The 20,650-nt window shown below is 60.4% G+C and carries 13 protein-coding genes; 6 read left to right on the top strand and 7 right to left on the bottom strand.

Features of this window, described 5'->3' with window-relative positions; all coding sequences use genetic code 11:
• Window positions 1–1,008: 1,008 nt before the first annotated feature.
• Window positions 1,009–1,449 (bottom strand): response regulator, encoded by a 441-nt coding sequence (locus AB4Z13_RS32680; protein WP_442207763.1) that lies wholly within the window; start codon window positions 1,447–1,449, stop codon window positions 1,009–1,011.
• A 225-nt stretch (window positions 1,450–1,674) separates the two neighbouring features.
• A complete protein-coding gene (msrA, locus tag AB4Z13_RS32675) occupies window positions 1,675–2,385 on the bottom strand; it encodes a peptide-methionine (S)-S-oxide reductase MsrA (protein ID WP_442207762.1) in 711 nt (236 codons plus the stop codon).
• Window positions 2,386–2,587: 202 nt separating this feature from the next.
• Here msrA and AB4Z13_RS32670 point away from each other — a divergent pair, with 202 nt between their 5' ends.
• Both AB4Z13_RS32670 and pbpC read left to right on the top strand, forming a co-directional pair.
• Window positions 2,588–8,068: an MG2 domain-containing protein gene (locus AB4Z13_RS32670; protein WP_442207761.1), complete on the top strand. Its 5,481-nt coding sequence runs from the start codon at window positions 2,588–2,590 to the stop codon at window positions 8,066–8,068.
• Window positions 8,065–10,146, top strand: coding sequence for a penicillin-binding protein 1C (gene pbpC, locus AB4Z13_RS32665; RefSeq protein ID WP_442207760.1), 2,082 nt, complete (start codon window positions 8,065–8,067; stop codon window positions 10,144–10,146). The genes AB4Z13_RS32670 and pbpC overlap by 4 nt, the downstream gene beginning before the upstream one ends.
• Before the next feature lie 108 nt (window positions 10,147–10,254).
• Here pbpC and AB4Z13_RS32660 read toward each other — a convergent pair whose 3' ends face one another.
• Together AB4Z13_RS32660 and AB4Z13_RS32655 are read right to left on the bottom strand one after the other, a co-directional pair.
• Window positions 10,255–10,830, bottom strand: coding sequence for a type II toxin-antitoxin system VapC family toxin (locus AB4Z13_RS32660; RefSeq protein ID WP_442207759.1), 576 nt, complete (start codon window positions 10,828–10,830; stop codon window positions 10,255–10,257).
• Window positions 10,820–11,116, bottom strand: coding sequence for a hypothetical protein (locus tag AB4Z13_RS32655; RefSeq protein ID WP_113321205.1), 297 nt, complete (start codon window positions 11,114–11,116; stop codon window positions 10,820–10,822). Before AB4Z13_RS32655 ends, AB4Z13_RS32660 begins: the two co-directional genes overlap by 11 nt.
• Before the next feature lie 243 nt (window positions 11,117–11,359).
• Here AB4Z13_RS32655 and treY point away from each other — a divergent pair, with 243 nt between their 5' ends.
• The 3 genes from treY to cueR all read left to right on the top strand — a co-directional run bounded on the left by treY (window position 11,360) and on the right by cueR (window position 17,005).
• Entirely contained in the window at window positions 11,360–13,969 is a 2,610-nt protein-coding gene (gene treY, locus AB4Z13_RS32650; RefSeq protein WP_442207758.1) for a malto-oligosyltrehalose synthase, read from the top strand.
• Between the two features lie 108 nt (window positions 13,970–14,077).
• The gene (locus AB4Z13_RS32645) at window positions 14,078–16,600 is read left to right on the top strand and encodes a heavy metal translocating P-type ATPase (protein WP_442207757.1); all 2,523 of its coding nucleotides are present in this window, start codon (window positions 14,078–14,080) and stop codon (window positions 16,598–16,600) included.
• Between the two features lie 12 nt (window positions 16,601–16,612).
• Window positions 16,613–17,005: a Cu(I)-responsive transcriptional regulator gene (gene cueR, locus AB4Z13_RS32640; RefSeq protein WP_007812037.1), complete on the top strand. Its 393-nt coding sequence runs from the start codon at window positions 16,613–16,615 to the stop codon at window positions 17,003–17,005.
• A gap of 60 nt (window positions 17,006–17,065) precedes the next feature.
• On the opposite strand, the gene AB4Z13_RS32635 is transcribed toward cueR, so the two are convergent.
• The gene (locus AB4Z13_RS32635) at window positions 17,066–17,359 is read right to left on the bottom strand and encodes a hypothetical protein (protein ID WP_310380140.1); all 294 of its coding nucleotides are present in this window, start codon (window positions 17,357–17,359) and stop codon (window positions 17,066–17,068) included.
• A 760-nt stretch (window positions 17,360–18,119) separates the two neighbouring features.
• Entirely contained in the window at window positions 18,120–18,362 is a 243-nt protein-coding gene (locus tag AB4Z13_RS32630) for a helix-turn-helix domain-containing protein (RefSeq protein WP_442207756.1), read from the bottom strand.
• Between the two features lie 88 nt (window positions 18,363–18,450).
• Between AB4Z13_RS32630 and AB4Z13_RS32625 the strand changes: the two genes are divergently transcribed.
• On the top strand, window positions 18,451–19,341 hold the full coding sequence (locus AB4Z13_RS32625; RefSeq protein ID WP_442207755.1) for a LysR family transcriptional regulator: 891 nt from the start codon (window positions 18,451–18,453) through the stop codon (window positions 19,339–19,341).
• Window positions 19,342–19,434: 93 nt separating this feature from the next.
• Here the strand turns inward: AB4Z13_RS32625 and AB4Z13_RS32620 are convergent.
• Window positions 19,435–20,650: BID domain-containing protein (locus AB4Z13_RS32620; RefSeq protein ID WP_442207754.1), on the bottom strand; the 1,216-nt coding region annotated here is incomplete at its 5' end.

Genomic DNA, 20,650 nt, shown 5'->3' with positions numbered 1-20,650 from the left:
AGACAAAGGTCGTCCCGATCAGCAACAGCGCCGCATAGCGATAGCTATCGCTTTCCAGAATGGGAGCCGAAATCAGCAGCAGCCACAGGATGACGAGGACGGGCTTGAGGCGGGAGGGCGTGGCAATCGGCTCTTCGCTCGCTACCATAAAGAATAGTTGATCCTTCTTGCGCAATCGGCTGATCGAGATTGTCTTACTACGAACCCGATAGGGCCATCGATCCATTTCGAAGCGATCTAGGGTTTCTTCAAGGTCGCCAACATTCGACCTCGTTGGCACGACTCGGGTGTCTCAGCAGCTTGATCCGATAATGAAGGGTCACGCGCGTTCGTCAAGGTAACGATTGACAGGTATTCAAGTCCATCTGCGGGGGAAACAACGTTATTGTCCAGTGAAAATTCAGACCGCATTCGGTTTTTCGATCCTTGGTGTTTATCAAGAAGACCGGCGGTTATAAGACACCCGCCGATAACGGCAATGCAGACGAATGATAGTGTCATCAACGACCATACTTCAACGCTACTTCCGATCCGTAGCCCGAGAGCGACGATAATTAATGCCGCGCCTATGGTGATTACAATGTTCTCAGGTGTGTAGTGGCGTGTAGGCTTTTCACTCATGCAGCGACCTAAAAAAGAAGATATAGAAACGTAACATGCGTTCTCTCTTGAGATGTAGCAAGCGGCCCCGCTTGGTTTTAGGTCAACAAATGATGGATTGGCGGATGTCCGATCCTTCGTGAACGGTCCGAAGCCCTACTAGCTCCCCAGCAACGGATGTAAAGCACCCCGACCAATCAAAGACCCGCTATAAAGCTGTTCGGAATGGTTGGCTCTCTTGGCGTCGGAAGAGGTTTGGAGGCGGAGCTTTCAGTCGCTCCATTCGTCGGTTGAACAGTGCGACCCGAAAGGGATTTGCAACTACATTCGTTCAGTGCCACCAAGTGGAAAGCCCAAGTTCATTTGCTCGATCTGGAACCCAAGGCCTTTCCGGGACGTCCACGGGCACTAAGCAAACACCATCATCTGCTGTGGCACCACAGCCAGCATCCCGGCCCGGCGGGCTGCCACGTATTTTAGGAGCTGTTCGACCACCCGTGGCATGACCGGTTTTTGCACCACGCCGAGCGCGCCGCGCACGCCGTCTGCAACTACTTCGGGATTAGCAGTCATGAAGACGACGGAAATGCCGTGGTCTTCCGCGAGCTGCCGGCCGATCTCAGGGCCGGTCGCACCGTCGGAGAGATTGACATCGACGAAGGCGATGTCTGCGAGCGGCGCAAGCCTGAAGGCCCCCTCGCGATCCGATGCGAGACCTGCGACATGCACGCCCATGTTCTCGATCGTCATTTCGAGATCGAGGGCGATCAGCAATTCGTCTTCGACAATCAGCACTCGCTGTTCCATGAGATGTTCCCGTTGCCAGCTACGCATGACATTCGTGGCCATGACAGATCCCTTTACGCTTTACCTTAGGGAGACTCCGCTTCGATGAAGACGACTGCTTCGACGAGGCTCGCAGCTTAAACGGGCGATGCGACGATATGTTCCGGCATGAAACGCGGTATTTCTCAATTAAACTTCTGTTAATATTGATAAATTCTTACATTTTTTGCAGTTCGTAAAAAGGCGGCGACTCTGGCCGCCTTCTGAAATTCTGATTTTGCAGGATTCTCAGCCCTTGGCCTTCAGCACCAGAACCGGATCCTTGCTGTAATCGGCCGGGAAGATTTGCTTCAGGTTTTCGATCTTCGGCAGGTCGTTATAGACGATATAGGGGTAGGTCGGGTTCAGCGTCAAAAAGTCCTGGTGATACTGCTCGGCCGGGTAGAAGCCGGTATAGTCGGTGACCTTGGTGACGATCGGCTGTTTGAAGACATGCGCCTTGTCGAGCTGGGCGATATAGGCTTTCGCGACCTTGCGCTGTTCCGGGTCTGAGATGAAAAGTGCCGAGCGGTATTGGGTGCCTTCGTCCGGTCCCTGGAAATTGAGCTGGGTCGGGTTGTGCGCGACCGAGAAAAAGACCTGCAGGAGCTTTCCGTAGCTGACCTGCTTCGGATCGAAGGTCACCTTGACGGATTCGGCATGATCCGTCGTACCGGCGCTCACCGTTTCGTACTGGGCGGTTGCCGCTTCGCCGCCAGCATAGCCGGAAATAGCGCTTTTGACGCCCTTCACATGCTGGAAGACGCCCTGGATACCCCAGAAACAGCCGCCGGCGAAGACGGCGGTCTCGGTGCCGGACTTACCCGCCTCGTCGATGGCAGGGGCTGGAATGACGACGGCATCTTCTGCTGCTTGGGTTGCGACGGAACTAAGGCTGAGCGAAAGGGCTGCGGTTGCAAAAAGCGCGGCAAGGACCTTGCCTGATGTGGATATGGGCATGGGGGCTACCTCCGGGACTACATGGCGAAATCCTCGCCTATCGACGAAAAACCCGCAAATCACAAGCTGTTCACTCACACCGATGTGACGATTGCACGAAAGCGAATGTGCGAAACCGGAACAGGCGGGAAGGCGAGTTGACAATTCTCTGGAGAGTGGGGACAGTGCCGCCCGGCTCAGAGCCAGCATCCGGGGGGAACCAATGTCTGTGCGCTCGTTCTTCGCTTTTTCCATCATCGTCGCATCTATGATTTTTGCAGGCCCGTCGGCTTTTGCCGCCGACGCCAAGCGCGACATCGTCACCGTCAAGGACGCCGACTATTTCGGCTTCGACCTGCGCACCGAGCAGAATCTCTCGCTCGATCAGTGCAAGGCGGCCTGCGTCGGCGACAAGAGCTGCAAGGCCTTCACCTATAATCCCAAGGTGAAGTGGTGCTTCCTGAAATCCGACTTCAAGACGATGAATGCCGCCCCCGGCGCGATTGCCGGGAGGATCGTCGAAACGACGGCTGCGAGCGTCCCGAAAGAGCCGGATATCGGCGCTGCTCCCCGCCTGCCCTTCCTCTCCGACGATCTTGTCCAGCAGGCTCGCAATTTCCGCAACGATCTGTCGCTTGCCGACGACCAGCAGGGCCAGGGCGTCGACAGCCTGACGGCTGGTGCACGCCTGGATCTCACCGGGGGCAATCTTTCCGATGCGCTGAAGGCCTTCCATGGTGCCCTCTCGATCACCCCTGATGATGGCGACCTCTGGATCGAGACGGCGCGTGCCGCCACCTCGCTCGGCGCGCCTGACAGCGGCATCTTCGGTCAGGCGGTGATCGACGCGCTGAACGGCTACCAGCTGACGCGCACCACCAATAAGCGCGCCGATGCGCTGGCCGTACTTGCCAAGGCCCTGGAAAGGAATGCCAACTATCGCGATGCGCTGAATAGCTACAAGGCAAGCCTTGCGCTCGTCAGCGCCAAGGATGTGCAGGCGGACTACCTGCGGCTCAAAGAGACGCAGGGCTTCCGCATCACCGAACATACGGTCGATGCCGATAGCGCCACACCGCGCGCCTGCGTCACCTTCTCCGAGGCGCTGGTCAAGACGGTCGACTATGCACCCTTCGTGACGCTGAACGGCGCTGCGCCCAAGGCCATGGAAGCCAAGGACAAGCAGATCTGCGTCGAGGGCCTGACCCACGGCGAGACCTACAAGATCGGCTTCCGCACCGGCCTGCCCTCCTCGGTCGACGAGGTTCTGGAAGCGCCGGTCACGATCGACGTCTATATCAAGGACCGCAGCCAGATGGTGCGTTTCACGGGCGACAGCTTCGTGCTGCCGTCGACGGCGCGACGCGGCATCCCGATCGTTTCCGTCAATATGGCCTCTGCCAATCTGAAGCTCTACCGGATCGGCGATCGCGGCATAGCACCTCTGCTGACCGGCTCGCAATTCCTGACGCAGCTCGACGGCTACAGCGCCCAGAATATCCAGGACCAGAGTGGGGAGCTCGTCTGGCAGGGTTCGATCGAGATCGCCAACGAACTCAACAAGGATGTCGTCACCAGCTTCCCGGTCGACGAGGCGCTGCCCGAGCGCAAGCCCGGCATCTATGTGATGGTCGCAACCCCACCGACCGGCCCCGCGCAGGACTGGGATTCGCAGGCCACACAATGGTTTCTCGTCTCCGATATCGGCGTTACCACCTATGCCGGCACGGACGGGCTGAACGTCTTTGCCCGCTCGCTTGCATCTGCCAAGCCGATGGCCGGCGTCGAATTGCAGCTTCTTGCCAAGAACAATGAAGTGCTCGGAACCGCCACGACCGACGCGGACGGCCGGGCTACCTTCACGGCCGGTCTGATGCGCGGCACCGCAGCACTCACGCCGGCCGTCATCAGCGCCAAAAACGGCACGTCCGACTATGTCTTTCTCGACATGACGCGCGCTGGCTTCGATCTTTCCGACCGTGGCGTTACCGGACGCGCCGCGCCGGGCGCCATCGACGTGCTGCCCTTCACCGAGCGCGGCATCTACCGCGCCGGGGAAATCGTCCATGCCGCAGCCCTTGCCCGCGATACGGACGGCAAGGCGATCGAAAACTTGCCGCTGACCTTCATCTTCTCACGGCCGGACGGTGTGGAAGACCGACGCATCGTCAGCCAGACGAGCAATCTCGGCGGCTATGTGGTGGACCTGCAGACCCAGGAAAACGCGATGCGCGGCACCTGGACGATGAACGTCTATACCGACCCGAAGGGCTCGGCGATCGCCACCAAGACCTTCCTCGTCGACGATTTCGTGCCTGACCGGACCGATATGGAGATCAAGACCGACTCCAAGGAGATCGGCACGGATACGGCCGCGACGATCAATATTTCCGGCAAATATCTCTATGGCGCGCCAGCGGCGGGCCTGACGATTGAGGGCGACGTCGTCGTCAAGCCGACGCGCGAAAATGCCGCCTATCCCGGCTACCAGTTCGGCCTTGCCGACGAAGAGGCGAGCGAGGATTCGCGTCAGCCGATCGACGGCCTGCCCGCGCTCGACGAGAATGGCGAGGCCTCGACGGACCTGACGATCGGCGAACTGCCGGCCACGACCCAGCTCCTGAATGCCACCGTCTATCTGCGCATGCAGGAGCCGGGCGGCCGGGCCATCGAGCGTTCGCTGGAAATCCCGGTCAAGACCGACGCGACCGCCATCGGCATCAAGCCGGAATTCGACGGAGATCTGCCGGAGAATGCGCTCGCGAATTTCACGGTGATCGGCCTCGATACCCTGGGCCAGAAGCAGGAGATGAAGGGCCTGCGCTGGAAATTTTACAAGCTGCGCCGCGACTATCAGTGGTATCGCGAAGGCACAGCCTGGAAATATGAACCAACCTACACACCCGAAGAGGTCGCCTCCGGCTCGGTGGATGCGACGGCTGAAAATGGCGGCAAGATCCAGGCACCGGTCAACTGGGGCCGTTACCGGCTCGAGGTCGAAAGCCCTGACGCCGACGGTCCGACCTCCAGCGTCGAGTTCGATGCCGGCTGGTTCGTCGCCTCGACTTCGACGGAAACGCCCGACGGTCTCGAAATCGCTCTCGACAAGGACAGCTATCATGTCGGCGAGACGGCCAAGCTGAAGGTCACGTCGCGTTATGGCGGCGAGTTGATGATCACGGCCGGCACGGAAAACCTGATTGCCGTTGAGAACGCCACCATGGGCGAAACCGGCGGTGAGGTCGATATTCCCGTCACTGCCGACTGGGGCGCCGGCGCCTATGTGACTGCCACGCTCTTCCGGCCGGGCGATTCGCTCGACACCCATATGCCGGCCCGCTCGATCGGCATCAAATGGCTGAAGGTCGATCCCGCTGAGCGTGCACTACAGGTCAAGATCGATACGCCGGAAAAGATGCTGCCGCGCGGACCGCTTGATATCGGCCTGCAGGTCGCCGGCGCCGGCGCGAATGAGGAAGCCTATATTACGGTTGCCGCCGTCGATGTCGGCATCTTGAACCTCACCCGCTACGAGCCGCCGAACCCTGAGGACTGGTATTTCGGCCAGCGCCAGCTCGGCCTCGAAATCCGCGACCTTTACGGCCGCCTGATCGACGGTTCGCTGGGCGCGACCGGCAAGCTGCGCACCGGTGGCGATGGCGGCGCGATCGCGCTGCAGGCAAGCCCTCCGACGCAGAAGCTCGTCGCCTTCTTCTCCGGTCCGGTGAGGCTCGATGCCGAAGGCAAGGCGAAAGTCAGCTTCGACATTCCACAGTTCAACGGGACCGCCCGCGTGATGGCGCTTGCCTGGACGAAAACCGGTGTTGGTCACAGCGCCAAGGATGTCATCATCCGCGATCCTGTCGTCGTCACCGCAAGCCTGCCGAAATTCCTCGCACCCGGAGACAAGGCCAATCTGCGCCTCGACATCGCCAATACCGATGCGCCGACCGGCGACTACAAGCTGACGCTCACCGGCAACAGCGCGCTCAGCATCGACGGACCTGCCGAGCAGACGCTGAAGCTTGAGGCCGGCGCCAAATCCGACCTGACGCTGACGCTTGTCGGCGGCGAGCCGGGCGATGGCCGCGTGGCGATCAACCTGTCGAATGATCAGGGGCTTTCGCTCGACCAGGTGGTCGATGTACCGGTGCGGCCCTCCTCGCTGCCGGTCACCGAACGGCGCGTCATTGCGCTTACACCTGGCAAGAGCCTGACCATCGACAAGAACTTGCTCGCCGACAGCGTGCTTCCGGGCGCCTCGGTTAGCGTCAACGTCACACGCTCGGCCGCTTTCGACATTCCCGCTCTGCTGATGACGCTCGACCGCTATCCGTTCGGCTGCGCCGAACAGACGACGAGCCGCGCCATGCCACTGCTCTATCTGGCCGAGGTCGCCAAGCAGGCCGGTATGGATGAAACGGATGACGACATCCACAAGCGCGTGCAGGATGCGATCTACCGTGTGCTGTCCTACCAGGCCTATGCGGGAAGCTTCGGTCTGTGGGGACCGGATTCCGGCGATCTCTGGCTCGATTCTTATGTCACGGATTTCCTGACGAGGGCGCGCGAGCAGAAGTACGATGTGCCGGATCGCGCGCTCGTCCAGGCGCTGGAAAACCTGCAGAACTCGCTCTCCTACACGACGGATGTGAAAGGCAAGGGTGATGAGATCGCCTACGCCCTCTATGTGCTTGCCCGCAACAAGAAGGCCGCTGTCAGCGACCTGCGTTACTATGCCGACACGATGATCAACGACTTCCCGACGCCGCTTGCCAAGGCCCATATCGCTGCAGCACTGGCGCTCTATGGCGATGCAACGCGCTCGAAGAACATTTTCGTCGATGCGCTCCAAATGTCGAAACAGTCGATGGTGACCCGCGTGAATTTCTCGCGCACCGATTATGGCTCGGTGCTGCGCGATGGCGCCGCGATCCTGGCGCTTGCCGCCGAAAGCCGTCCGGTTCCGCCCGTCATTCCGGAACTTGCCAAGGCGGTCGCGCGGGAATGGGATCGCAGCAAATATACAAGCACCCAGGAACAGGCCTGGATGCTGCTGGCGGCGCGTGCCCTGCAGAACGGCGACGACGATCTGAAGGTCAACGTCAACGGCGCTGAGCGGACCGGCGCCTATATGGCGAAGATGACCGGCGATGCGCTGATCGACCATCCGCTGACATTGACGAGTGCCACGAGCGACACGGTCTCGGCTGTCGTCACCACGGTCGCCGCCCCTGTCAAGCCGCTGCCGGCCGGCGGCAACGGCTTTACCATCGAGCGGACCTATTACACGCTTGATGGCGAGGAGGCGAATGTCAGCGAGGCGCAGCAGAACGAGCGCTACGTCGTGGTGCTGCATGTTACCGAGCAGAACGACTGGGCCTCGCGCATCGTCATCACCGATCTCCTGCCGGCCGGATTCGAGATCGACAATCCGAACCTTGTCGACAGCGCCCAGATGACGAATTTCGACTGGGTTGGCGAGATGTCCGCCGCCCATACGGAATTCCGCTACGACCGCTTCGTCGCCGCCTTCAACCGCGACGAAAGTTCAGCGCGTGACTTCAACGTCGCCTATGTCGTGCGCGCCGTAACACCTGGCGTCTACGATCATCCGGCAGCGACAGTCGAGGACATGTACCGTCCCGATATGTCTGCGCGGACGGCGACCGGCAAGATGGAGGTCGTTGCGGCTCGACAATGAGGCGGTGGCAAAAGTTTGCGATCGGGACAGCGGCCGGCATCATCATTGCCGGCGCAGGTCTTTTCGCGCTCGATGCCGCCGACCGTGCTTATCCGCCGCCGCTGGAGCAAGCAGAAGCCGTCTCGCCCGAAGTGCTGGATTCCGACGGGCAGTTGCTGCGCGCCTTTGCCACACCGGAGGGGCGCTGGCGGCTGAAGACCGGCGTTTCCGACGTCGATCCGCAGTTCACTCGCATGCTGGTCGCCTACGAGGATCAGCGTTTCTACGAGCATTCCGGCATCGATGTCTGGGCGCTCGGGCGCGCGGCACTGCAATTTGTCAGCAACGGCCGAATCGTGTCTGGCGCCTCGACGCTCTCCATGCAGGTGGCAAGGCTGATCGAGCCGCGCGAAAGCCGGTCGTTTTCGGCAAAGCTCCTGCAGATCGTGCGCGCGGTGCAGATCGAGCGGCGGCTTTCGAAGGGTGAGATCCTCGATCTCTATCTCACCCATGCGCCCTATGGCGGCAATCTGGAAGGCGTGCGTGCCGCAAGCCTTGCCTATTTCGGCAAGGAGCCGAAGCGGCTGACAGTGGCCGAAGCCGCCCTGCTCGTCGCGCTGCCGCAATTGCCCGAAAAGCGCCGCCCGGACCGGAACCTGAAGGCAGCGGAAGCGGCGCGCAAGCGGGTGCTCGACCGTATCGCCGTGGCCGAGGTGGTCGGCGATGGCGAGGCCGAACGCGCCGAGGGTGTTACCATTCCCGCCCGCAGGCTGCAGCTTCCAGCCCTTGCCGCCCATGTTGCGGAAGCCGCCCTGCGTAAGGATCCGAAAGCGATCCAGCACCAGACGACGCTGAAGAAACAGGTCCAGACGGGTCTCGAAGCCGTCGCGCGTGCCGCGACGGTGAAGCTCGGACCGAAGCTCTCGCTCGCCATGGTGATGGCAGACGCCGAGACCGGCGAGATCGTCGGCGAGGTGGGTTCCGCTGATTATTTCGATGCCAGCCGCTCCGGCTGGATCGACATGACGCGTATCAACCGATCGCCCGGCTCAACGCTCAAACCCTTCATCTATGGCCTTGCCTTCGAGCAGGGACTCGTCAGCCAGGAGACCATCATCGAGGACCGGCCGGCCGATTTCTTCGGCTACCGGCCGCGCAATTTCGACATGAGCTACCAGGGCGACGTGACAGTGCGCGAGGCCTTGCAGCTCTCCCTCAACGTGCCGGCCGTCAAGCTGCTCGATGCGGTCGGCCCGTCTCGCCTTATGGTACGTTTCCGCCGCGCCGAGGTGCGCCCCGTTTTGCCGCCAAACGAGACGCCGGGCCTGGCGATCGGCCTTGGCGGCGTCGGCATCACGCTGAAGGATCTCGTGCAGCTCTATACAGCGCTTGCCAATCGCGGCCAGCCGGTAAGGATCGGTGACGGTGTAACGAATGCGCCGGGCAAGATCGAAGGCGAGCCCCTGCTGGAGCCGGTCGCGGTCTGGAATGTCGCCGACATACTCTCGGGCGTCATACCGCCGGCCGGCGCGCCGCAACGCGGCATCGCCTACAAGACCGGCACGAGCTACGGCTATCGCGATGCCTGGTCGGTCGGTTATGATGGGCGCTATGTGCTTGGTGTGTGGGTCGGACGGCCCGATAACAGCGCCGTACCCGGTTTGACGGGATATGGCACGGCCGCCCCCATCCTCTTCGAGGCGCTTGCGAAATCCGGCATCGCCACCACGCCGCTGCCGCGTCCGCCGGCAGGCGCCGTGCGCATCGCCCAGACCGAGCTGCCGATCAGCCAGAGGCGATTTGCCGTCAATGCCAACGGGCTGCTCGTCGCGTCCGGCCGCGAGCCGTCGCCCCAGATCGTCTATCCCCCGGAGGGCGCCCATGTCGATCTTGGGGCAAAGGCGGGCGATCTTTCGCCGCTGATGCTAAAACTGCAGGGCGGCCGCGCGCCTTTCCGCTGGCTTGCCAACGGCAAGCCGCTGCCGGATCTTTCCCGCCGGCGCACGCAAAGCTGGATGCCTGATGGCGGGGGTTATTCCAAGCTGACGGTTATCGATTCCATGGGCCGGGCGGCAAGCGTCGGCGTCTTCGTCGACTAGAGCCTTACCTGGCCAGATTGAAGCGTTCTGTTGGCAGAGCACGAAACTTGACCTTGGCTCCCGGACGATGGCCCATCAGTAGAAGCCCAGCGTTCCTGATAAGCGCGGCTACAGAGGCACTCGATAGAGGATGACGCGAGCACTCGGTACAAGCTGCGACAGGAAGTCGAAATCCCGCGCGTTGCCGGTCAATACGCTCGCGCCCAGCTGCCGCGCCTGCAGGAAAATGAGGGCGTCATTGACGAAGCGGCGCTCATGTCCCTCGCCTTTGGGCAGATTGCTCAGGCGAAAGAGGAGCCCGGCCAACATGCCTGCCTGTCCCCAGATGGGCGCATCCGGGGCATGAAGCCGGTGGACCGGAATGTCTTCGACCGTCGCAGCGATCGCTGCCAGAGCCGCTTTTGTAGAGCGATGTTTTGGGTTCAGCCGACCGAAGGCATGGGTCAGCTCAGAAAGGCACACTGCGGAATGGTGGCAGAGGCGATAGGTCAGCAGCGTATCGACCTCCGTCGGCGAGCGGCCCTGAAGCACGTCCAGATAAACGCTGGTGTCCAGGAACAGAGGCCCGCCGATTGGCGGTTCGTCAGCAGCCCATGCGAGAGTTTCGTCGGGTCTGCGTTCGAGCGTTCCCCTGTGCTTTTCGGGTTTTAACGCGCGAAGGCTTTCGGAAAGATCAAATCTCAAGATCGATATCCGCCGGGATGATGCCTTTTCGGTCCACCAGACGCACGCCAAAGTCATCTTCAAGAGCAAGGCGGGAAAGCGCCAATTCCAGCAACTCGGTGTCGGAGGTAACATGGGCACGCTTCTTGGCCGCCTCGATCAACTCTGAGGGGACGCGCCCGGACAGTCTCGTATTCTTCGCCGCGCCAAGAAGACCAATGGCCTTCGCTTGCTCGAGCACAAGTTTGTTGCGATTCAATGCGACCTTTGCTTCAGTTTCCGCGGCAGAATGTGATCGGGCAGCCATGAAATTCTCCCTGTGTTGAACAGAGTATATATAGCGTTGAACGTCGGGGCAAGATTTTATGGTGAGTAAGCGGTCCTGAAGTGCGCGCTGGAGATTGGAACGGTCACGGTGCGGATACGATTCAGACGCCCATTCCCCATGATTTCGAATTCACTACCATCACGAACCCACCCTTAAGGGACGGGAACAAAAGCGCTTCACAACCGTTGGAAGATGTCTCCTCCAAACGGCAAAAATGACCCCATGACACTCCCCTCCGCGACCTACCGGGTCCAGTTCCGCAACGGCATGACATTCGATGACGCATGCGGGCTCGTACCCTATCTGAAGTCGCTCGGCCTCAGCCACCTCTACGCCTCGCCGGTCCTCACGGCTACCAGGGGATCGACGCATGGTTACGACGTGACCGACGCCAGCGAGATCGATCCAGCACTTGGAGGAAGGGCGGGATTCGATCGCCTGACGGCGACGCTGTCAGAAGCAGGCATGGGCCTGATCCTGGACATCGTGCCGAACCATATGGCCGCTTCACTGGAGAATGCCTGGTGGCGGAGCGTCCTGGAATTCGGCAGGCATAGCCCGTTTGCAGACTATTTCGACATAGACTGGCGCGAGCGGCTGACCCTGCCCCAGCTCGGCAAGAGCTTCGATGAAAGCGTTGCTGCCGGCGAACTGACGATCACCATCGACGAGGCGCATGGCAATTTGGCGATCAGCTATTATGACAACCTCTTTCCGCTGAGCATGGAAAGCTACCCTCTGCTCTCGGCGGAACTGGATGATCCGGTTCTCGCCGGGATGGCGGAACTGACGGCCTCTGTCGACGGCGGTGACCTGTATCGTGGCCTGCGCGATATGATCTTCGAGGCCGGCGATCTCAAAAGCCTGAGTGGAAAGCTTGCAGCGCTTTCGAAAGACAATGCCTTTATGACACGGCTGCACGGGAGACAGCACTGGCAGCTTCAGCGCTGGCAGGAGGCCTCGGAGCATCTGAGCTATCGGCGGTTTTTCGAGGTGACGGGGCTGGTCGGCCTGCGGGTCGAGGATATCAGGGTCTTCGAAGAGAGCCACCGCCTGGTTCTCGATCTCGTGCGTCAGGGCCAGGTGCAGGGCCTGCGCATCGACCATATTGACGGGCTGGCGGAACCGAGAGCCTATCTCGACCGCCTGCGCGAAGCGGTCGGCGCGGACACCTATATCGTCGTCGAAAAGATTCTCGGCGCAGGTGAGGAATTTCCCGCCGACTGGCCGGTGCAGGGAACGACCGGCTACGAGTTCATTACAGCCTTAAGTGGGCTTTTCGTGGACGGCAATGGTTTACAGAAGCTCGATGAAGCCTATCGCCGACTGGCGGATGGCAATGGCGATTTTGAAGCCGGGCGGCGGACGGCCAAGCGGCTGATGGTCGAACAGAATTTCGCCGGCGAGGCGGCCCGCCTTGCACACATTGCAGCCGGCCTCTTTCCCGAACTGTCGAAGGAGGAAATTACTGGGGCGATCTCAGAGCTTCTGATCGCCTTTTCCGTCTACCGCACCTATGGGGCCAATGGCCCGCTCGATACGCGGGATGCGGATCTCCTGAAGAAAGCCGAGATGGCGGCCGCCGGACATCTGGACTATGCGCAGCCCCTGCAGAGCATCGCGGCCATACTCGAAGGCACGATCGACAACGAGGCGGCTCGCGAATTCCGCCTCCGTTTCCAGCAACTCTCCGGCCCCGTCATGGCAAAGGCAATGGAGGATACGCTCTTCTATCGCTACAACCGGCTGCTGGCGGTAAACGAGGTCGGCGGCGAGCCGGATCATGTGCCAGGTGGCGTCGAAGCGTTTCACCAATTCATGCAAGCGCGCACACGCTCCCAGCCCTCAGGTCTTTCGGCAACATCGACGCATGACACGAAGCGCGGCGAGGATGCGCGCGCCCGGCTTTATGCCGTGAGCGAAGGCGCCGGCGTCTTTGCCGACGCCGTCGAACACTGGCGAAGACTGAATGAAAGCCACCGCACGGAACTGCCGGATGGCGCAGCACCTGAGCCCAATCTGGAATGGATGCTCTACCAGGCGCTTGCCGGCGCCTGGCCCGAGGATTTCGACCGCCATCATGCCGATGCGCTACGCGACCGCTTCACCGCTTTTGCGGAAAAGGCCATTCGCGAAGCCAAGCTGCGCACGACTTGGACGGCGCCGAACAGTGACTATGAAGAGGCGGTGCGAACCTATACGGCCGCGCTCCTCTCAATCGACGATGACGCATTCACCGAGGATTTCGCTCGAGCCCTGCAGCCCTTCATCGAAGCCGGCTACGTCAACAGCCTGTCGCAGACGCTGATCAAACTGACGGCACCGGGCATTCCCGACATCTACCAGGGGGCAGAGGGTTTCGATTTCAGTTTCGTCGATCCCGATAACAGGCGCCTACCGGATTTCGAGACATTGAGCGGCTGGCTTGCCGAAGGCGATGCGCTCGCACGGCTGCAGGCCGCGGCATTGAAACAGCGCATCATCCAGATCGGCCTGGGGCTCCGGATGGAGCGCGCCCGGCTATTCACGGAAGGCGATTACCTCCCGGTTGCCGTCAACGGCATCAGGAGTGATCATGTCGTCGCCTTTGCCCGTCTGCACCAGGAGAACTTCGCCATCACAGTCGTGCCGCGACTGATGTTCGGCTGGCTCGATCCCGGCGTACTCTTTGCCGGGCCGGAGTTCTGGGAAGATACGGCAATATCAGTGCCCTCGCCCATGCACGGCCTCAAGGCCGATCTCTTGACCGGCAAGATGCTGGAGCCTGGAAGCAAGATCTCGCTTGCCACTCTTCTCGGAGACCAGCCGGCGGCTCTGATCGTGCCGGCCTGACGGCAATCGCAAAAAAATCTGCACGGACGAAAAAAGACGTTGACCTTCCAGTTGCTGGAAGGTTCATAAAGCTGTCCGGATGCCAGAAAGGCATGAAAGGCGTAGTTTATGGATAGCAAGCACGATCATCACCACGACCATCACCATCATGGCGACGGTGCGCAATGTGGCTGCGGCCACGACGAAAAGGCTGAAGTGGTGGTGCGCGATGCCGTCTGCGGCATGACGGTCGATCCGAACGCTGGAAAACCCTCCCTCGATTATGAAGGTCACACCTATCACTTCTGCAGCGACGGCTGCCGCAAGAAGTTCGAGGCGGCACCGCAGGATTATCTGACCGCCAAGGACCCAGTCTGCGGCATGACCGTGAACCGCTCGAACGCAAAACACTTCCACAAGCACGAGGGCGAAAAATTCTATTTCTGCTCCGCGGGCTGCGAGGCGAGGTTCGAGGCCGATCCCGAAACCTATCGCCATGGCAAAAAGCCAACGGCAGCCGCTATGCCGAAGGGCACGCTCTATACCTGCCCGATGCATCCCGAAGTCGTCAGCGACCATCCCGGCGACTGCCCGAAATGCGGCATGGCGCTGGAACCGATGGGCATTCCGCCTGAAGACGAAGGCCCGAACCCGGAACTCGTGGATTTTATCCGGCGCCTGTGGGTCAGCGCTGTTCTTTCAATTCCGCTCCTGATCCTTACTATGGGCCCGATGCTTGGCCTGTCCTGGCCGCGCGAAGCGCTCGGCGAGCCGCTGGCGAGCTATGTCGAACTGTTGCTGGCGACACCCGTCGTCCTCTGGGCGGCCCTTCCCTTCTTCCGCAGGGCATGGGCATCGCTCGTCAACCGCAGCCCCAACATGTGGACGCTGATCGGCCTCGGCGTCGGTACGGCCTATCTCTACAGCGTCGTCGCGACCTTGGCGCCGGGCCTCTTCCCGCACAGCTTCCGCGGTCATAGCGGCTCCGTCCCCGTTTATTTCGAGGCGGCTGCCGTCATCGTGGCGCTCGTCTTCGTCGGGCAGGTGCTGGAATTGAAAGCCCGTGAACGCACCGGCTCTGCAATTCGCGCCCTGCTCGATCTTGCGCCAAAGACTGCGCGCCGCATCGATGCCGACGGCAGCGAGCGCGACGTGCCTGTCGATGAGATCCAGACCGGCGACCGGCTGCGCGTGCGCCCCGGCGAACGCGTACCGGTCGATGGCTCCGTCACCGAAGGGCAGTCGACGCTGGATGAATCGATGATCACGGGTGAACCGCTTCCGGTTGAAAAGGCCAAAGGCCACGCACTGACCGGCGGCACGATGAACAAGAACGGCGCATTGATCATGACCGCCGAAAAGGTCGGTGCCGATACCACTCTCTCACGTATCGTCGATATGGTGGCCAAGGCACAGCGTTCGCGCGCGCCGATTCAGGGCGCCGTCGATCGTGTTTCGGCGATCTTCGTTCCGGCCGTCGTTGCCGCTGCCATCGCAGCCTTCCTCGTCTGGTCCTTTGTCGGGCCGGAGCCGCGGCTGGCCAATGGGCTGCTCGCCGCCGTCGCCGTCCTGATCATCGCCTGCCCATGCGCACTTGGCCTCGCAACGCCGATGTCGATCATGATCGCCACCGGACGCGGTGCGCAGGAAGGCGTCCTGATCAAGGATGCGGAAGCGCTGGAGCGTTTTTCCAAGGTCGATACATTGATCGTCGACAAGACCGGCACGCTGACCGAAGGTAAGCCCAAGCTGACGGACGTTGTGGCTTTGGGCAGCATTGATGAAAAACACCTGCTGGCGCTTGCCGCGAGCCTCGAACGTGGCTCTGAACATCCGCTTGCAGAAGCCATCGTCTCAGGGGCCGAAGAACGCGGCCTCACCTTTCACGAGGTCACAGGTTTCGAGGCACAGACCGGTAAGGGCGTAAAAGGCACGGTCGGCAGCGCGTCCGTCGCCCTCGGCAATGCCGCCCTACTCGCCGATCTCGGCACCGATCCGGCAGCGCTCCTGGACCAGACCGAGGTGCTCCGCGGCGAAGGCAAGACCGTCATGTTCGTCGTCATCGACGGTACTTTGGCCGGCCTCGTCGCCGTCGCCGACCGCATCAAACCAACGACGGCGGCTGCCATCAAGGCGCTGCACGACAGCGGCCTGAAGATCATCATGGCGACCGGCGACAACGAACGCACGGCCCGTGCCGTGGCGAAAAGCCTCGGGATCGACGAGGTCCGCGCCGATGTTCTGCCCGAGGACAAGAAGGCGCTCGTCGATGAACTGAGGGCAAAAGGCGCCGTCATTGCCATGGCTGGTGATGGGGTCAATGATGCACCGGCGCTGGCAGCCGCCGATGTCGGCATCGCCATGGGCACGGGTGCAGATGTTGCGATGGAAAGCGCAGGCATTACATTGGTGAAGGGCGATCTCAACGGGATCGTCCGCGCAAGACGGCTGGCTGAGGCGACGATGCGCAACATCCGCCAGAACCTCGGCTTCGCCTTCGGCTACAATGCTCTCGGCATCCCCGTGGCAGCCGGTGTGCTCTACCCGATCTTCGGCCTGTTGCTCTCGCCGATGATTGCAGCGGCCGCCATGAGCCTCTCCTCTGTCTCCGTCATTGGCAATGCGCTGAGACTGAGGGTCGAAAAGCTGTAAAGGAACCAGGCGATGAATATCGGCGAAGCCTCGGAACGGTCCGGCCTGCCTTCAAAGACCATCCGCTATTATGAGGATATCGGCCTGATCCGTCCTGACCGGGGCGGAAACGGCTACCGCGACTATGCGGCCTCGGACGTACACAAGCTGCGCTTTCTGCAGCGTTCGCGCGGCCTCGGCTTCTCCGTGGAGGAATGCCGTCAGTTGCTGGCGCTCTATGAGGACAAAAGCCGGGCAAGCGCCGACGTCAAGGGGATCGCCGAGGCGAAGCTTTCGGAAATCGATCGGAAAATCCGCGAGCTGACGGAGTTGCGACACACGCTCGAGCATCTCGTTCATGCCTGCCACGGCAATGACCGTCCCGACTGCCCGATCCTCGAAGAGCTCTCGGATAGCGCCGCCTAACGAGGCCGGTGCCCAGATCCAGGGCTTTTCTCGTCCTCGCCATATCAGGAAAAGCGGAGGTTATTCCTTGATGACCGTTTCGGAGGGTTTCTTCTGTTCCTCGGCCTCTTCATCATGCTCGTCATCGATGCTGGTGTCATCCAGTCGGTGCTTAATCGCCAGCGCATAGATGACATCGAGGATATTGCGGTCCTTTAGATGAGGATCGCTGAGCGCCAGCAGCGAGGCACGAACGATCTTCTTGCTGGAGGCTTTCGGACAGCGCTTGCGGACAAAATCATAAAGGGCATCGCCCACAAGTCCATCCATTGCGCCGTCCACGAGAGCCTCGTAGACCCGCTTTTTCTCTTTCATATTCTATGTTCCCCTTGCAAATCAGCGGGGCACATATTCTGTCATGGAACCGTCATAAACAACCGCCGAGCGCGATCTGTCGACAATTGATCAGCGGGGCAAGCGTGGAAAAACGATCGTTCGTGCGCAAGTCTTAGTCATCCATTTAAATGCGGAACAATACGAGGCGAGCACGGCGACAGTGCATCATGAACCGGCGGGGTTGGAGATGGTGATCAGTGGCCATTAAAACCGATGAGATGAGATCGGTATCCTGAGCGAGAAGCGACCACCAGGACCTGTTCAATTATGACCGAAGGGGCGATCGTGCCGTCGGACGTCACTCTCAATACGAATTCGGTGATTTATTGCAGAATCTTATTTTGGTTCAGAGTCCGACTTGAGCCTAACGCCTATGCCGCCTGGAACCGTCTCCCCTTCATCCTGAAAGATGATGCCAGCAGACTCAAAAGTTAGCTTGATGAGCCGAAGATTGCTTTCCCGCATCTCTCCGCCCTTTTCGAACGCTCGTATAGAAACCGAACTGATAGCTGTTCGCTCGGCTAGATCACTTTGAGTCCAGTCTAGCAGCGCTCTCGCAGCGCGGCACTGAGGCGGCTTTATCATAAAACTTTCTTTTTCCGAAAGTTAGTTATTGAAAACAAAAGTTGCATATGCTACGACGGGCCAACGTACCTTTTGCGAAGCGCGGTTGCAATTCAGGCACGCGTCAGAGGCGGTCTATGGACTAGACAAGAGCTTTTGCTGGGGCGAGCAAATATCAAAAGCGGTCGGGGATCGGGCTACCGTTGTGAGCGTCCGGAGCTACAAGTTCGACATGGCTAACACCAAGCGCCTGAGCGAGCTCGTAAATGGTAACAACAGTGGGATTGCGCCGGCCCCGCTCCAGCCCGCTTAGATATTGTTGGCTGTACCCTGATCGCACCTCGACATCTTCCTGCGTCAGGCCCTTTTCCCGACGCAAGCGAGCAAAATTACGACCGACAAGCTTGCGCATATCCATGCGCATTAGATCGCAGTTTACACACTTTAAGTTTATCAACTATAATATGTAAATGGCGTCTTGAGGTGCCGATAGGAGCATGTAGACCATGGAACTACGCCAGCTATCCTACTTCGTTGCGGTGGCCGAGGAGCTGCATTTCGGCAGGGCGGCAGCCAAGGTGCATATCGCCCAGCCGGCTCTGTCTAACCAGGTCATGGCACTTGAGAAGGAACTCGGCGTGCAGCTCTTCATCCGCACGACACGGCGGGTGGAACTGACAAGGGCAGGGGCAGCATTTTATGAGCGGTCGGTCAGGATCCTGAGCGAAGTCGACCTGTCGACCGAGATCGCCCGGTCGGTGGCCGGCAAGACGACACGCAGGATTGCGATCGGCACCGTCTATCCTGCCACCATCGGCGTGCTGCCATCGTTCCTGTCGCGCATCGCCCGCAAATATCCCGATATCCGCCTGCATATCGAAAGCGGCACCACCGATGACATCATCCGCCATATCGAGGCAGGCCGCATCAATCTCGGCTTCATCCGGCCGGTGGAGAATATCGGCTCCTTGCGCTTCTTCTCGATTGCCCATGAACGTTATCTTCTGGCTGTCGCCAGGGAGAGCCCACTATCGCTGAAGAGCGAGATCGACATCGAGGATCTGCGCAGTGAGAAGATCATCTCCTTCTCGCGTCAGAACCTCTCCTACAGCGAAAGGTATTTCGCGGAAAAGTTCGAGGAGCACAATCTGACGGACAATGTCGCCTACACATGCGATGACACCTTCTCGCTGGTGTCGCTGGTCTCGGCCGGACTTGGCATCGGCTTCGTTCCCGAATGGACGCAGGATCTGCCGAACCGCGGCTTTGAGCTCAAGAAGGTGAGGGGGATCGATTTCAAGATCGGGCTCGGTGTTGCCTGGCACAGGGAAGATCCGACGGCGACCCGCGACGACATCATCGATATCGCACGATCGCTGGCGCGCCCGGGACGATAAGATATCGGTCAATCGCTGTCGCGGCGGTCGAAGTATCAGCTGAGCTAGGCAAGATTGCCATGGGTTGGATTTGCGGACCGCATTCATCAATGGCTATTTCAGGGATAGTCCTTGGCTCTTCGTCTGTCGAATTGCCTCCGCCTGCTTGAGTGCCATGACAGTACGCTCATGCGCAGACAGTTGTTGGACGGTCCGCATCGAGGCCCAGGCGGCCTTGATCTCCAGCTGTTGCGTAGGGCTCATTCCGGCGGTAAGGGTCTTGAACGCTTCGCCGTCAGCATCCTTCGTCGCTATTCCGAGAAAAGTACGCTCTCCGAACCGCTGAGAAACGGCGCGTGCAAACCCTTCGAGCTCGGCCTTTAGGGCTCCGTCAGCAAGCACATATTCCAGACCAGCGGAGTGATCGTTTCGATTGATCGCATCGCGAACGCGCTCGAGAGCAGCTTTCGCATTCGGCGACAGATCTGGGATTTCAACCGACAAGTTCTGCCGTCGAGCGTACTCTGCCATCTCAGCCCTCTGCGCGGTCTGAACGCGTATCTTCAGAAAGCGCTCCAGAGAGCGAGATAGAGTGGGAACATTAAGAAGAGCAGTTTCCCGATCGCGCTTGTCGCTCTTACCGACCAACAAGCCTGTCTTGCCTCTGAGGGCGCCATATAGCTCCGGCGTGTTCGCGATCTTCAATATTGTATTCGCAGCCACCCTTGTATCCTGGACCATCGCGTCGACATTGACCGCCTCGAACGCCGCCTCCGGCTGCGCGTAGACGAGACGAAACCGCAACGAGACGTCCTCCCACTCCTTCTGGAGACCGGGATCGGCGCCGAGCCTGGCCTCTATGGCCTGTGCCATCGACTGAGGGAAGATCGTGATGGCGGATACCATCGGCTTTGCTGTCTTGCCTGCGCTGACAAGGTTAGCCGTCGATGCGGTTCTTGCGACACCGAGCCTTTCGCCGACGCTGGCCAGACGGTTGGCGAGGCTCATGAGCGTCTGCTTCTGCCTGACCATCCATTCCAGCCGATGCGCAACCAGCGTCCGTGCGACCCGAACGAGGTGCAGACCGCGGCTTTCGGCAAAATGAAGTGCCTGCCGATAGAATGGGCCGCCCTCGTAGTCGAGCGTCGTTTCCTTGGAATTCCTGCGCGACAGGATTGGTATGAGACCACCCGTCTTTTCGAAGGACCGGCGTCCGTAGTAGACGGCAAGATCCTCGCGATGGCGGGTCATCGCCACATAGGTCAGGTGCCGGTCGAGCGACAGCGAGGCCAGAACCTTGACCTGGTCGACGGTGGCACCCTGGCTCTTG

Origin of the sequence: Rhizobium sp. YAF28 (assembly GCF_052113285.1) — a bacterium.
Lineage (GTDB): Bacteria > Pseudomonadota > Alphaproteobacteria > Rhizobiales > Rhizobiaceae > Rhizobium.
The sequence above is the reverse complement of the archived record's forward strand: the minus strand, read 5'-3'. Positions and strand labels throughout refer to the sequence as shown.

Coding starts and splice junctions, on each gene's coding strand:
- AB4Z13_RS32680 (WP_442207763.1), bottom strand. CDS start 1,449: ATGGCCACGAATGTCATGCGTAGCTGGCAACGGGAACATCTCATGGAA.
- msrA (WP_442207762.1), bottom strand. CDS start 2,385: ATGCCCATATCCACATCAGGCAAGGTCCTTGCCGCGCTTTTTGCAACC.
- AB4Z13_RS32670 (WP_442207761.1), top strand. CDS start 2,588: ATGTCTGTGCGCTCGTTCTTCGCTTTTTCCATCATCGTCGCATCTATG.
- pbpC (WP_442207760.1), top strand. CDS start 8,065: ATGAGGCGGTGGCAAAAGTTTGCGATCGGGACAGCGGCCGGCATCATC.
- AB4Z13_RS32655 (WP_113321205.1), bottom strand. CDS start 11,116: ATGGCTGCCCGATCACATTCTGCCGCGGAAACTGAAGCAAAGGTCGCA.
- treY (WP_442207758.1), top strand. CDS start 11,360: ATGACACTCCCCTCCGCGACCTACCGGGTCCAGTTCCGCAACGGCATG.
- AB4Z13_RS32645 (WP_442207757.1), top strand. CDS start 14,078: ATGGATAGCAAGCACGATCATCACCACGACCATCACCATCATGGCGAC.
- cueR (WP_007812037.1), top strand. CDS start 16,613: ATGAATATCGGCGAAGCCTCGGAACGGTCCGGCCTGCCTTCAAAGACC.
- AB4Z13_RS32635 (WP_310380140.1), bottom strand. CDS start 17,359: ATGAAAGAGAAAAAGCGGGTCTACGAGGCTCTCGTGGACGGCGCAATG.
- AB4Z13_RS32630 (WP_442207756.1), bottom strand. CDS start 18,362: ATGGATATGCGCAAGCTTGTCGGTCGTAATTTTGCTCGCTTGCGTCGG.
- AB4Z13_RS32625 (WP_442207755.1), top strand. CDS start 18,451: ATGGAACTACGCCAGCTATCCTACTTCGTTGCGGTGGCCGAGGAGCTG.